Source organism: Vibrio sp. 10N.239.312.D08 (assembly GCF_041466145.1).
Lineage (GTDB): Bacteria > Pseudomonadota > Gammaproteobacteria > Enterobacterales > Vibrionaceae > Vibrio > Vibrio crassostreae_C.
Genome location: NZ_JBFSSD010000018.1, coordinates 30,677 through 44,108 on the forward strand (window position 1 = coordinate 30,677; position 13,432 = coordinate 44,108).

Below are 13,432 nucleotides of genomic sequence, written 5' to 3' on the forward strand. Positions count from 1 at the left end.
GTTTATTTAAAGGACTAATTATGACCGCAGTACTCAAATCCAAAGATGAGAATGTTGTGTGGCATCAACACTCGATTGATAAAACATTTCGCGCGGATCTGAAATCACAAAAGCCAGCCGTGCTCTGGTTCACGGGGTTGTCTGGTTCTGGTAAATCGACAGTCGCTGGAGCATTAGAAAATCGCTTGGCACAGCTTGGTTACCATACTTATTTATTGGATGGTGACAATGTGCGTCATGGCTTATGTAGCGACCTTGGCTTCTCTGAGCAAGATCGTCGAGAGAACATCCGTCGTATTGGTGAGCTTGCTAAATTGATGGCAGATGCAGGCTTGATCGTGTTGTCAGCCTTTATTTCTCCGCATCAAGCTGAAAGGCAACTCGTGAGAGATTTATTGCCGGAAGGTGAGTTTCTTGAGGTGTTCGTCAATACGCCATTAGAGGTTTGCGAACAGCGTGATCCTAAAGGTCTGTATAAGAAAGCACGTTCCGGAGAAATCCCGAACTTCACAGGTATTAGTTCAGTGTACGAAGCGCCTCTGAACCCTGAGATTGATCTACCTGCAGGTGAGAAGACACTCGATGAATTGGTCGAACTGTGTATTGATGCGTTGGAGAAGCGAAATATTTTAGCCAATTGAGATCGTTGGTACGACTAAGGCTGTTCACTTACTTATCGACTTATTCATGACTGATAAGTAGTACAGCCTTGGTTTTCCGAGACAAGAAACCTATCCCCTAGATTCTCTTTATTCCTCTTAATACTTCACTTCTTACATCGTCTATTTTAGCTCCGTAGAGTGTCTAGACGGTGTAATTCACGCTGCTTTTCACCTCTGTCTGAACCGTGAATTTCTGGCTCAATAGTGCAATCAGTTGGTCGTAATATTGTGTGTTTGGCTTGTTGCCGAGCAAGGTACAAAGCTCATTGCCTGTAGGGCTGAATCGGTAGTAAACCAGCTTCACGCCTTTTGATAATGGTGCCAGTGACATGCTCTTACCTTGATAGGTTAGGTGCAGGGCTGGATCGAAATCAATCTCTCCGGATTCTAATTCTGTGCCCAGAATAATCCCGAGCTCTATCAAGTGGAGCAAGCTGGAGTAGGGCAGGTTGTGCCCACCAAGGTTGATGGTGTTGGTGGTGTCCCTTTTGCCAAAGTTGAATAGCCCAGCATGAGATTTAAAGCCGAGTAAGAGCTTTCTGCTGTTATCGCTACCAAAGCTACAACCCAGTGATGCTGCCCTTTGTAGGGTTAACGCTTCTTTTGGTGTCATGTCTTTTAAGATTTGCAGTGCCTTCATCGACGTCGAGCCTGGGTTGGTGACTTCTCGTTTCAGTACTTGAGCCCATAGCCTCTGCATCGATGTATTGTGGATCTCTTGTGCCATGTCGAAGAAACGGTATAACCAGTCCTGATCCGGGTCTCCAGCCGCTTCATCCTTACATGAAGAGTGCGCCAACTTTAGAATCTGTTCTAGGTTCTTTTGGCGAAGCTCTCTACGTTTTTTCTCTCGCAATAGTGCCCGTTCGATAAGCGTACTCTCAGCTTTATCCTTTGGCTTGGCACTATGACTAATTAAGGAATCGAGGCCGAAGCTTTGTGCGATGTGCAGCATTCTGCTGGCACTGTCGGCAATATGAGGCTTTTTCTCATGCTTATGCTGTGTGTCGCTAGCATGCTCAATGATCACTGGCTGTTTGGTTTTTGACATAAGAGTACCGTTAGGAGACGACTCAAAACCAATCGTAGTAAATAATTGCTCAGCCTAGCTTGTTAAAACGCTTGATAACTGAGCTACAATTTTTGATTGTAGAATAACTACTTATCAAAAAGCTCCGCCTTGTTCTCAAGGCTTTTTCCTACGCTATTTCTGAACACTTACTTATTGTGATTGGTATAACTGTCTAAAATGTAACTCTTTATCTTATTGGTGGCTAGATTTTGCGAGCATAGTTGAAGGTTTCAACAAAATTTTACTTTTGTTGATGATAATAAAATGTTAAATTTGTTGTAATTCTCAAGGAGGAGTTATGAATCAAGTCAATGATAACAAGCTGAAGAAACAGCTTAGTATAGGGTTATTACTCGCGATTTATGTCGCTGTTCTAGCTTACTTATCTAATTACATCGCGTAATTCAGAAGAAAATTATCGTTATTAAACTGTTATTGAATGATCACACTCGTTCAGTGACGGCAGCTCATCCTTGAGCCACCCTTCTAATGACTACATGTCGTCATATTCTTCAATCGCAGTACCTTCAATAAGATAACCTGTTTGCGCTAAGTCATGGCTGATCGACTCAGTTTTTAGCGTACCGACTAAATAAATTACATCCCATAACTGCTGTATTGGCGCACCTTTCGGGAACTTCACGTAGATGATTTGGTTCGGTGGCGGCGGTGGCACGTGGATACATGCGCCAAAGTACGGTACCAGCAGAAACTCAGTGATCATATTCTCATCACCTTCCAATGGAATCACAAAGCCTGGAATCTTCACTGTGCTGCCATTCAGCTCTGGGCGAACAGCACCAAGTGTCGATTGTTGAGGTTTGTCCATACTATTGTGGTCAACCATTGGCATACCAAATGAATCTAGTTGAGCGCGCTCTGATTCTGGAATCAAATCAATCCATTCAAGTGTTAATACCGATTCGTCATTCTGAGTGGTTTCAGCGTGAGCTGTACTGATAAATGGGAACAGAAGTAGCCCAAGTATCAGTAGGAATTTGCGTTGCATCGTAGGTTCCTATTTTAGATTCGAATCGTCATGCCATCAGACAATGACTGGCGGTAAGCCCTGAAAGCGGGAATAAAGCCGATAATGATTCCGGCAACTTGTACCAGCATAAGCAGTTTCCACTCATGCGGTGTGATTGCGGATATCGATATGTTGATACCATAACTTTGTTGCACAATAGGAGCAACCACTGCGATCAGCGCAAACAGCACTGCAACACCTAATGTAATGCCAAGGAAGGTTAGTGCACTGGCTTCACTGATCAGTAAACCAAACACATGACGAGGTCTTGCGCCCATCGCACGTAGGATAGCCATCTCTCGACGCCTTTCTTGCAAGCTAGTGAGTAGGCTACTGAGCATACCCAATAATCCGGCGACAACAACAAACCCTGAAACAATCAGTAATGCTTGTTCTGCTACAGCCATCATTCCCCACAATTCGTGAAGCGCAATGCCCGGCATAATGGCGCTTAAAGGTTCTTGGCGGTAGTTATTGATTTCTCGTTGCAGTGCGAAGGTTTGGATCTTCGATTTAAGGCCAACCATCATCGCGGTAATCTGCTTCGGTTGGAAGTCACGTTGCTTTAGCGCTTCAGCATTCGGTGTGTGCCCGAGGTTGGCACCTGATTCCCAGCCAACATGAATTGCTTCGATTGCCTCTAGCGATACGTGTACGGTTTTGTCTACTGGTGTTCCTGTTGGCGCGAGTATTCCCACAATCTTGAAGGGCAGATTATCGTGACGGCTAAACGCAACATCACTGATACCGTGCGCAAGAATGATTTGATCACCTATTTTGTAATCTAGCTTCTTCGCGACGTCGGCACCAATCACTACGTCAAATAGCTGATTAAACTCTTTGCCTTGCTGAAAAGTAAGTGGTTGCTTACTTCCATAGCGATAATTCTCGAAGTAGCTATGGTTCGTGCCCATTACGCGGAAGCCTTTATGTGAATCACCCAATGAGATTGGGATCGCCCACTTTACAGCGTTGTGCTGGCTAAATTCTTCATAGCTTTTCCAGTCGATGTTGTTGGTCGCATTACCGATTCTAAATACGGAATAAAGCAGCAGGTTTACCTGACCAGAGCGGCCACCGACGATAAGGTCAGTACCTGAAATCGTATTGGCGAAGCTGCTCTTAGCTTCGGTTCTTACACGTTCCACACCGAGTAATAGAATGACGGATACAGCCACAGTGAGAATAGTTAGAATGGCTGTGGCTTTACGGTTGAGTACGCTTTTTAAGGCTAAGTGAGTAATTACTTTCATACGACAACCTTAGCTTGGTTAACGGTTTTTAAATCTATGGTTCGAGTGAACAACTTTTCTAGTGTTGGATCATGGCTAACAAAGATAAGAGTAGAACCTGCCTGGTTGGCTTGTTCTAACAACAGTTCGATAAAAGCTTCTCGGTTGTCATGATCCAAAGCCGAGGTTGGCTCGTCGGCAATAATGATTTTGGGTTGGCCGATCAAAGCACGAGCGGCAGCAACACGTTGTTGTTGACCGATGCTTAACTCGGTAACGGGCTTGTCCATTAAAGCTTGAGGTAGTTTTAATCTGAGTAACAACTCTCGAGCCGTCTCTTGTAAGCTTTTCTGGCTTTCAGCGACTTGCTGTTTACGTATCTGTGAAAACTGGCAAGGAAGCGTCACGTTATCGATAACTGATAGATAAGGAAGCAGGTTAAATTGTTGGAAAATATAACCAATATGATCGGCTCTGAATTTATCTCTTTGACGAGGTGTAAGCTGAGTGAGGTCTTGATCAAGGATAGAGACTTCTCCTTGCTCAGCTTGGTTGATTCCGGTCAGTAGCCCTAACAAAGTTGATTTTCCACAACCACTTGGCCCTTTAATAAAAAGGTGCTCTTGGGCTTGGATGTGAAGAGAGGGGATCTCTAACGTTGGTGGTAATTCAGGCTTCCAACGAAAGCTGATATTTTCGAGTTTGACCACAAGTGATGAACTGTCAGAAGACATGCTAGCTCCAATAATTAAAGCGGTGTATCTACTGGACAGTAATTTGAAACATAAATTCCCAGGAACACACCGATTTGAACAGCCAAGTAAGCGATGACTTACCTGGCTGTTTATTTTACGTTTAATCCGATCTAGGAGTGATTAGAATCGGAAACTAATACGCTCTGCGTTAAGCACTTCTTGTACTTGAGCTGTGTCTGTTAGTAGGTTCACCGTCATTTTTTCAGTGTTGCTGAACTTAGAGAACCACTGAGTGCTAACTGTGTCTAGCTTAGCAACATCTGAACATTCATAGTGGTACTCAACAGTGAACTCACCGTGGCCACCTTCTGAGTGATCGTGGCCTTCATGATCGTGGTGGTCGTGACCTTCGTGGTCATCATGATCGTGCTCAGCGTGGTCATGGTCTTTGTGGTCATCATGATCGTGTTCAGCGTGGTCATGGTCTTTGTGGTCGTCATGATCGTGTTCAGCGTGATCATGGTCTTTGTGGTCGCCATGACCGTGTTCCGCATGGTCATGGCCTTCATGGTCGTCATGACCGCCTTCTAAGGTGTTTGCTACTGACTTGAACTTCAGAGTACAACTCGCATTGTTAAAACTAAACAGCTCTTCTGGCTTGTTTAATTGTGCGATAGCCTGTTCAAACACTTTCTTCTGTTCTGCAGTTTTTGGAGCATGTTCAAACCCAACCACATCTGCGCCTGGAGCTGTTACTTCAACAAGCAATTCTTGCCCATCTTGCGCGATGTTTACTTCAACTTGGCCATGTACGTGTGCATCATGAGAGCGGAATTCTTCGTTAGCTAGAGCATTTGTAGAGACAGTCATGCCGATAACAACGGCTAAAAAAGTAGGTTTCATGTTTTTTCCTGAATAAAGGTTAATTAAAAAGTAGTGGTAATTAAGCGATATTTACAGGAGGTGAGCGTGCCAAATAAGCGAAATATAGCCGCTGTAGTGAAGTTACTGACTCTGTAATAGCGACAGTAAATTCCGAATGGAACTCTGGAATCTGTGGTAGTGAGTGCGCTGTGATGAACTGATTAAGCGAAAACAGCTCACAATGGTGTGAAGTGTGGTGCTCTGGTGCGATATCCACAATGTGTGTTGCGGCTAACACGCTTAACATGAGCATAAGCCCAAGCAAGATGCCTGTTTTGCGTTTCACATTGTTGGGTGTGTTTTGCCACATCAGGATGATTAACCACAGAATTAAAAAAAGGATACTGTTATAATATAACAATATCCTTTGGTTAGGTCTCGAAAAAGACGCGAATATCTTATTAAAGGCTCGCTTTAATCAACTCAATGACTTGAGTGACTTCTGATTCGTTTAATGCACCTTCTTTTACAAACAAGATTTTACCTTGCTTGTCTTGAACGATAATCGCTGAGCTTTCTTCTTTTAGAGCCCATGTTGACGCAACGGCGCCGTCTTCATCTAGGACCATAGAAGACCATGGAAATTCTTCTTTGCTGCTTTCGGCAGAGGACTTAACAAAAGACCCAGTACCCCAAATCGCATCATCTTGGTTGATGATAGTGGTGGTTTGGTAGCTGTCTTCTGAGAATTTCGATGCGGTAATGGCTGCCATCAGTGGTGCGTTGAGCTCTTTAGAGCTGCTGCGGCCAGCGATAGCTTGAACGACGCGAACTTTACCTAGAAGATCATTGGTTGCCCAAGCTTGATATCCAGTATTTCCGTCGTTTAGAACAATCTCACCATAGTTACTCACATCAACGGCAGGCAGGGTAGCGCCTACTGATAGGTTGTGAGCATTGGCGAAGAGTGGAGAGACTGCGGCTAGAAAAGCCAGTAGAGTTTTGTTTTTCATTATATTTTTGTTCCGCTTATTGGTTTGCACAGGAAGTATAATATGAAATTTGAAAAATGCCTCTTTAACTTTTTTATCGTACGACGTAGAAAGAAGTTGCAGGCTTGTTACCAAAAGGTATAATGCATCAATATCAAGATGAACAATAGATTATCTTGCTGTTTGCTAAAGGAATTAGCGATTAAATGTGCTTTGAACAGCGACGCTGTTCAGGTATGTGACTGTAGTACTCAAATGGAATTGAGGTTGTATTATGTTAAGAAAATTTTCTACTTACCGTCCACGTCAGGTGGCGCGTTTCGTTAAAGTCCTGTTCAAAGGCCAATTTGCTATTGAAGGTGTTGGAGAGTTTCGCTTCGACCAAGGCAAGGTGCTACTTCCTGAAGTTTCAGACAAACAAAAGCTCACTATTTTTAAAGAAGTTAACGGCACCATTGCAGCGTTGCCGGTGTAACTGAGCTTTATCGATTTGTCTTGCACCGAATAGATTAACAATGAAAAGGGCTTCCTGATGGAAGCCCTTTTTTTAATGGATGTTGTTCTAGCTTGTATGCCTAACGCACATTATTGCGGAGGGAAGCACACACCCGTACCGCCCAACCCACAGTAACCGTTAGGGTTTTTGGCTAGGTATTGTTGGTGGTAGGTTTCTGCGAAAAAATATTTTCCAGCAGGCAGAACTTCCGTCGTGATCTCGTTGCCTAAAGATTCAGTCATTGCTCGTTGATATTCACGTTTAGAGTGCTCAGCGATAGATTGTTGTTCTTCACTGAAGGTGTAAATCGCAGAACGGTACTGAGTCCCTAAATCGTTGCCTTGGCGCATCCCTTGAGTTGGGTCATGACGCTCCCAAAAGGTTTCAAGTATTCGAGCTAGAGAGGTTTGTTCACTATCAAATATGACACGAACGACCTCGGTATGGCCGGTTTGCCCAGTACATACTTGTTCATAAGTGGGATTAACTGTGTATCCGCCAGCGTAACCAACGGATGTTGAAATAACGCCATCCAATTGCCAAAACAAACGCTCAGCTCCCCAGAAGCACCCCATACCAAACAGGACTTCTTGTTGAGAGCCCGTGGGTGCATCGAGCAGGTCGGTTTGATTGACGAAATGGCGCTCAGTGATTCGAATTGGGTCAGCATTTCCCGGTAGTGCGGTTGCTGCATAAACCAGTTGTTGTTTGTTTAGCATGTTATATTCCTTTTCGCATACGTTTACCGCGCTGGCTTTTATTTAACGTGGGTTCATATTAACTGTTGGTCAATATTGAATAAGTCTTTAAATTAGACCGTGTTATTCCAGGATTTATTACAGACTCAATGCCTATTTAGCGGTATTATTTCTTTTCACTTATTAACGTATTGATAACTTCTTCACCAATTAAACATGATAAGAAAAACTTTACCAGTTCTGATTGGCACTCTATTGTCATCGACGCTCGCTTTCGCTGACGTTTCCCTTGAAATCAAAGGGCTAGATGGAGCGCTTGAGGATAATGTTGATGCTTATCTGAGTGCGATCCCTGAAGAAGAGTATTCGGTTTCACTAAGATTCCAATCCCGCTTGGAATCTATGATTAAAGAAGCCCTGAATGCGTTAGGCTACTACCACCCTAAAATCACATTTACTCACTCCGAAGATGATACCGAAATGACCGTTACGGTTGAGCCGGGAGAGCCTGTTGTTATTTATACTTCAGATATCGTTCTAACTGGTGAAGCCAAGGATGACCCAGACTTTTTAGCCTTGATAGCGAAGAGTAGCTTGTCTAAAGGTTCGACTCTGAATCATGGTAATTATGACTCTTTGAAATCGTCGATCCGCAACCTTGGCTTAGCGAAAGGCTACTTCGATGGTGCTTATGATCTTAGTAAGCTAGAAGTCGCTCCTGAATTGAACCGCGCTTATGTTCGTCTTCATTATAACAGTGGTATCCGCTATCACTTTGGTACTACTCAGGTTACTGGTAGCCAGATAGAAGAAGATAAGGTGCAGTCACTTAAACCATTTGAGGATGGCGAACCTTACTCAATCATCAAAGTCGGTGAGTACAACCAAAACCTGTCCAATACGGATTGGTTCTCCTCGGTATTTGTTGAACCAGATTTAAGCCAGTTAGGCGAAGGCCGAGAGATCCCGATGAAGGTTAGCCTTGCTCCGCAAGCTCGTAACCAAATCGAAACGGGTATCGGTGTATCCACCGACCTTGGCGTAAAAGGCACTCTGAAGTGGAAAAAACCTTGGGTTAATGAACAAGGCCATAGCTTCAATAGCAGCCTGTCGATTTCTAAACCTGAACAGACGATTACCGCTACCTATAAAATCCCTCTGGATGACGTGCTGAACGACTACTATCAAGTTAAGTACGGTATGAAAAACTTGGATAATCGTGATACCAAGAGTTTGGAGTCAAACTTAGCGCTAGAAAGATATTGGCGACTGGATAACGGTTGGCAACGCACGGTCTTCATTCGATACTTGGTCGAAAACTATGAGCAAGGTTTGCAGGATGATTTAGCGCAATTTGTGCTGCCGGGTATCTCTTTCTCACGCACTCGAACGCGAGGCGGTTCGATGCCGATGTGGGGCGATAAACAAACCATTATGGTTGAAGCGGGTGATGATACCTTGTTATCTGAAACTAAGGTTGTTCGTTTTCAAGGTCAAACCGCTTGGATTCGAAGCATTGGCGACAATCACCGAGGCTTAACTCGACTTCAATTTGGCGGCAACTTTGCCGACGAGTTTGATAAGCTATCTCCCTCCCTAAGATTCTTTGCTGGTGGTGACAATAGCATTCGTGGTTATGGTTATGAGTCGATCTCTCCTCGAGATGAAAGTGGCGCACTAACGGGTGCCAAATTCATTGCAACCAGCTCGTTTGAATACCAATACCGCTTGGTTGGAAACTGGTGGGGCGCAGCATTCTACGACATTGGTGATGCCTTCAATGATAAACCTGAATGGAAACATGGTACCGGCGTCGGGGTTCGTTGGGCGTCGCCCGTCGGCCCTGTGAGCTTAGATTTTGCTTGGGGTCTAGATGCAGCAAAAGGTGATGAGTTCCAGTTACACTTTAGTTTAGGGCCAGAATTATGATCAAAGTGATGGGCAAGTGCATCAAGTGGACGTCGATCTCATTGACGTCTATTTTGCTGTTGTTGATAGCCTTGCTAGGTTTTGTTTTGTTCACCAATCCAGGGTTGAACACTGTGTTGTGGGGCGCTGAAAAAGCGTTGCCACAGCTTAAAGTGGAAAGCACTAAAGGGGCTCTTTTCCCGAGCTTTACGCTTAATAATGTTCAGTTTAAAGATGACAGCCTGCATATAGACACCAAAGTTCAAAAGCTGAACTTGGCGATTAATCCTCGCTGTCTGCTCGACCCTAAGTTGTGTGTCGATCGTTTAGCGATTCAAGGATTGGACTTCGCATTTACTGAACTGCCTCCGGCCTCTACAGAAGAAACAGAACCTACTCCGCCCGTAACATCGGTAAAAACACCGTTGCCAATCGTAATCAACCGTATCGCTTTGTCTGATATCAAGTTGAATATCTTAGGGCATGAAATTGAATGGAGCTTGTTCTCTACGGCTTTGAGTATGCAGGGCGAAAAGCTAACTGTATCGCCAACCTTATTCAATGATCTTAAGGTTAAACTCGCTGAGTCGACAGAAGAACCGCAAGCAGAAAAGGTTGAGCCAAAAGCTGCCGTTAAAACGGCTATCGAATTGCCGGAAGTCTGGATTCCTCTGCAGGTTGTGTTGGAGCGTTTTGACCTCAACCGTTTCACCTTAGAACAAGAAACACCAATCGTTGTTAACCACCTTGGGTTAGAAGCTCGCGCGGGCAAACACACGGTTGATGTTTCAACTCTCGAACTCGATATGCCACAAGCAAGCGCCAATCTAACCACGAAGGTTGAGCTCAAGGGCGGTTACCCGCTAGAACTTTCTTTGGATGCGTTGGTGAAAGAAACCGACCTTGTTGGGCAGAAGTTGTCTCTGAAAGCACAAGGCAGCGTGGCTAAGCTAAACCTAGACTCCCAATTTTCTGAGCTGATTGAGGCAAAGTTGTCTGGGGATATTCAACCCTTAGAACCGACTCTGCCATTTGACCTTCTTTTAGAGGGCGGACAAGCACAGTGGCCCCTTACCGGAAAAAGCGATTACCAAGCGACAATTGAGCAATTTAAAGCTGATGGCTCACTAGATGGTTTTAATGTTCTTCTTAAAGGTGAAGCCGATGGTAAGGAAATCCCTGAATTAGCCATCGATCTACAGGGTAAAGGCACGACGGAACAAATTGTTCTCGAGCGTCTAAAGCTCAACACGCTAGGCGGTGAGCTTAACGGTGTCGTTAAAGCGAACTGGAAGAGTCTCGTTAACTGGCAAGCTGACGTGACACTCAAAGATATTCAACCGGGTCTGCAGTGGCCAGAAGCTGAGGGCAACATTAGTGGAAACATCGTCACCTCAGGTGAGTTGACTGAAGCGGGCGGCTGGGCGATTGAACTGCCTAAATTGGATATTGAAGGGATCTTGCGAGAATACCCTCTGGATATCGAAGGTCAGTTGTCAGCGTCGGATCGCAGCGCGAGCGGTGAACCAAAACTGAAAACCAGTGGTTTGAGCTTAGCTCACGGTGTTAACTCGATTAAGGCTCAGGGTGAGCTTGATAAGAAATGGGACATGGGTGTTGAGATTCACTTCCCTGAGCTTGTAAAAAGCGTCCCTGATTTGAAAGGTAAAGTGATTGGTAACATCCAGCTCAGTGGTCCAACGAAAAAGCCTGAAGTCGATCTCGCTCTAAATGTGGATAAGGTAGATTGGAATAACGAAGCAACACTAGAATCCTTGTCGCTTAATGGTTCTGTGGTTCCTCTGCCATTACCTGAAGCTCAAGCTGATCTTGAATTAAAAGCTAACAACCTAACCTATCAAGATCAGAGCGTAAAAAGCATTGATCTCACGGTGAGTGGTGGTGAGAAGAAACACACAGTGACACTTGATGTGATATCCGACATCGTGTCTACAAGCTTAGCTATTTCCGGAGAGTTGATTCAAAAGCCTTCTCTTATTTGGTATGGATCGTTAGACAGAGTCAAAATCACCACTCAGCAAGGTCCTTGGGTGTTAGATCAACCTGTCGCGATAAATGCGGATGTTGATAAACAGTTTGCCGATGTTCAAGCGCACTGTTGGAAACAATCGGGTTCGAGCGTGTGTTTGGATGAAGACGTTCGTGTCGGAAAATCGGGTGAGGCCAAGGTAGCCATCAATCAATTCGATTTCGAGCAGATTAAAGCCTTTGTGCCTAAAGAGACGCAATTACAGGGCTTAGTCAATGCGACTGCTCATGCAAAGTGGTCTGAACAAGATGAGCCTGAAGTCACGGTAAGCGTTGATATGCCGAAAGGTCAGGTTGTTCAACAAGTGGGTGAGCCAATCACACTGGGTTGGGAAAGCGTTGCATTGAATGCCCAACTGAAAGACAACAAACTGGATGCCGATTTTAAGTTGGATGTTTCCGACAATGGTGACCTGTCTGGCACGGTGTCGTTACCGGATATTCTTGCCGAAGACAAAATGGTCGATGCGGCAATTAAGCTGACCACGTTCCATCTTGATTTCTTACAACCAATTCTAGGTGAATACAGCTTATTGAAAGCCGACCTTGAGAGTGATCTTCAAGTTAAAGGCTCTCTGATGCACCCTCAAGTCTTTGGTCAATTCTCTGTTGATGGTATTCAAGTCAAAGGCGATGTTACGCCTGTTGATGTGAAAGATGGCCGCATCGACCTCGACTTTGATGGTTATAGTGCAAAACTGGATGCGAATGTCGAAACACCTGATGGTCACCTTGATATTGAGGGAACCGGAGATTGGCAAGATCTTAAAGCATGGCATTCGAACGTTAGAGTTTTCGCTGATGAGTTGATGGTTGATATCCCACCGATGGTTAAGGTGAAGGTCGTACCTGATATGACTATTGATGTCACACCAGATCTGGCGAAAATCACCGGTGATATTGCATTACCATGGGGACGAATTGTTGTTGAAGATTTACCACCGTCAGCGGTTGGCGTCTCTTCTGATCAGGTTATTTTGAATAAAGATCTAGAGCCAGAAAACGAAGATACGATTCCATTCAATGTGATGACGAATATTAATATCTCCATTGGTGATGACTTTAAACTGTCTGCCTTCGGTCTTGAAGGTGATTTGGTCGGTAAGCTCAACGTGGCTCAAAAAGACCAAGGTCCATTTATTACAGGTGAAGTGAACATCGTCGATGGTACTTATCAATCATTCGGGCAAGACCTCTTGATCGAAGAGGGTAAGATCCTAATGAATGGACCACCGGATCAGCCATACGTAGCCATCAACGCGATTCGTAATCCTGATAATACTCAGGATGACGTGACCGCTGGTATTCGAGTGACTGGCCCTGCGACAGAGCCTACCATCGAGATTTATTCTGACCCAGCGATGCCACAAGCGAACGCACTGTCTTATATTTTGCGTGGCCAAGATATCGACGGTGAGTCGAGCGGTTCGATGACAACGACTTTAATCGGTTTGAGTTTAGCGAAGAGTGGTAAGGTTGTTGGTGAAATCGGTGAAGCCTTTGGTGTAAAGGACTTGCAACTGGATACTGCAGGCTCTGGCGATGACTCTCAAGTGACGGTAAGTGGTTACATCCTGCCTGGCTTACAGGTGAAGTATGGTGTGGGTATCTTTAACTCGTTAGGTGAGTTTACCGTTCGTTATAGATTGATGCAGGATCTCTATGTTGAAGCTGTTTCTGGCCTAGACAGTGCTGTGGATCTTCTCTATCAATTTGAGTTCGAGTAGAGCCGTA

The 13,432-nt window shown here is 44.6% G+C and carries 12 protein-coding genes; 4 read left to right on the top strand and 8 right to left on the bottom strand.

Annotated elements, in window-relative coordinates:
* The first annotated feature begins 20 nt into the window (after positions 1 to 20).
* The gene (gene cysC, locus AB6D58_RS11630) at positions 21 to 641 is read left to right on the top strand and encodes an adenylyl-sulfate kinase (RefSeq protein WP_372157335.1); all 621 of its coding nucleotides are present in this window, start codon (positions 21 to 23) and stop codon (positions 639 to 641) included.
* A gap of 163 nt (positions 642 to 804) precedes the next feature.
* Here cysC and AB6D58_RS11635 read toward each other — a convergent pair whose 3' ends face one another.
* The 7 genes from AB6D58_RS11635 to AB6D58_RS11665 all read right to left on the bottom strand — a co-directional run bounded on the left by AB6D58_RS11635 (position 805) and on the right by AB6D58_RS11665 (position 6,568).
* Positions 805 to 1,713: a TIGR03899 family protein gene (locus tag AB6D58_RS11635; protein WP_017069397.1), complete on the bottom strand. Its 909-nt coding sequence runs from the start codon at positions 1,711 to 1,713 to the stop codon at positions 805 to 807.
* A gap of 514 nt (positions 1,714 to 2,227) precedes the next feature.
* On the bottom strand, positions 2,228 to 2,743 hold the full coding sequence (locus AB6D58_RS11640) for a DUF3299 domain-containing protein (protein WP_017058892.1): 516 nt from the start codon (positions 2,741 to 2,743) through the stop codon (positions 2,228 to 2,230).
* A gap of 14 nt (positions 2,744 to 2,757) precedes the next feature.
* A complete protein-coding gene (locus AB6D58_RS11645) occupies positions 2,758 to 4,017 on the bottom strand; it encodes an ABC transporter permease (RefSeq protein ID WP_017058893.1) in 1,260 nt (419 codons plus the stop codon).
* Complete coding sequence (locus tag AB6D58_RS11650; protein WP_017058894.1) at positions 4,014 to 4,730, bottom strand: ABC transporter ATP-binding protein; 717 nt, start codon at positions 4,728 to 4,730, stop codon at positions 4,014 to 4,016. Before AB6D58_RS11650 ends, AB6D58_RS11645 begins: the two co-directional genes overlap by 4 nt.
* 141 nt (positions 4,731 to 4,871) lie before the next feature.
* Positions 4,872 to 5,594, bottom strand: a complete 723-nt coding sequence (locus tag AB6D58_RS11655) for a DUF2796 domain-containing protein (protein ID WP_065584315.1) — start codon at positions 5,592 to 5,594, stop codon at positions 4,872 to 4,874.
* Positions 5,595 to 5,634: 40 nt separating this feature from the next.
* A complete protein-coding gene (locus AB6D58_RS11660) occupies positions 5,635 to 5,925 on the bottom strand; it encodes a DUF2607 family protein (RefSeq protein ID WP_372126921.1) in 291 nt (96 codons plus the stop codon).
* A 91-nt stretch (positions 5,926 to 6,016) separates the two neighbouring features.
* Positions 6,017 to 6,568, bottom strand: a complete 552-nt coding sequence (locus AB6D58_RS11665; RefSeq protein WP_372126919.1) for a YtfJ family protein — start codon at positions 6,566 to 6,568, stop codon at positions 6,017 to 6,019.
* A gap of 253 nt (positions 6,569 to 6,821) precedes the next feature.
* Between AB6D58_RS11665 and AB6D58_RS11670 the strand changes: the two genes are divergently transcribed.
* On the top strand, positions 6,822 to 7,022 hold the full coding sequence (locus AB6D58_RS11670; RefSeq protein WP_017058898.1) for a DUF1107 family protein: 201 nt from the start codon (positions 6,822 to 6,824) through the stop codon (positions 7,020 to 7,022).
* A 110-nt stretch (positions 7,023 to 7,132) separates the two neighbouring features.
* On the opposite strand, the gene msrA is transcribed toward AB6D58_RS11670, so the two are convergent.
* Complete coding sequence (gene msrA / locus AB6D58_RS11675) at positions 7,133 to 7,762, bottom strand: peptide-methionine (S)-S-oxide reductase MsrA (protein WP_102394286.1); 630 nt, start codon at positions 7,760 to 7,762, stop codon at positions 7,133 to 7,135.
* 195 nt (positions 7,763 to 7,957) lie between these two features.
* Here msrA and AB6D58_RS11680 point away from each other — a divergent pair, with 195 nt between their 5' ends.
* Entirely contained in the window at positions 7,958 to 9,670 is a 1,713-nt protein-coding gene (locus AB6D58_RS11680; RefSeq protein WP_102394285.1) for an autotransporter assembly complex family protein, read from the top strand.
* The gene (locus AB6D58_RS11685; protein ID WP_017058901.1) at positions 9,667 to 13,425 is read left to right on the top strand and encodes a translocation/assembly module TamB domain-containing protein; all 3,759 of its coding nucleotides are present in this window, start codon (positions 9,667 to 9,669) and stop codon (positions 13,423 to 13,425) included. Before AB6D58_RS11680 ends, AB6D58_RS11685 begins: the two co-directional genes overlap by 4 nt.
* Positions 13,426 to 13,432: the final 7 nt, after the last annotated feature.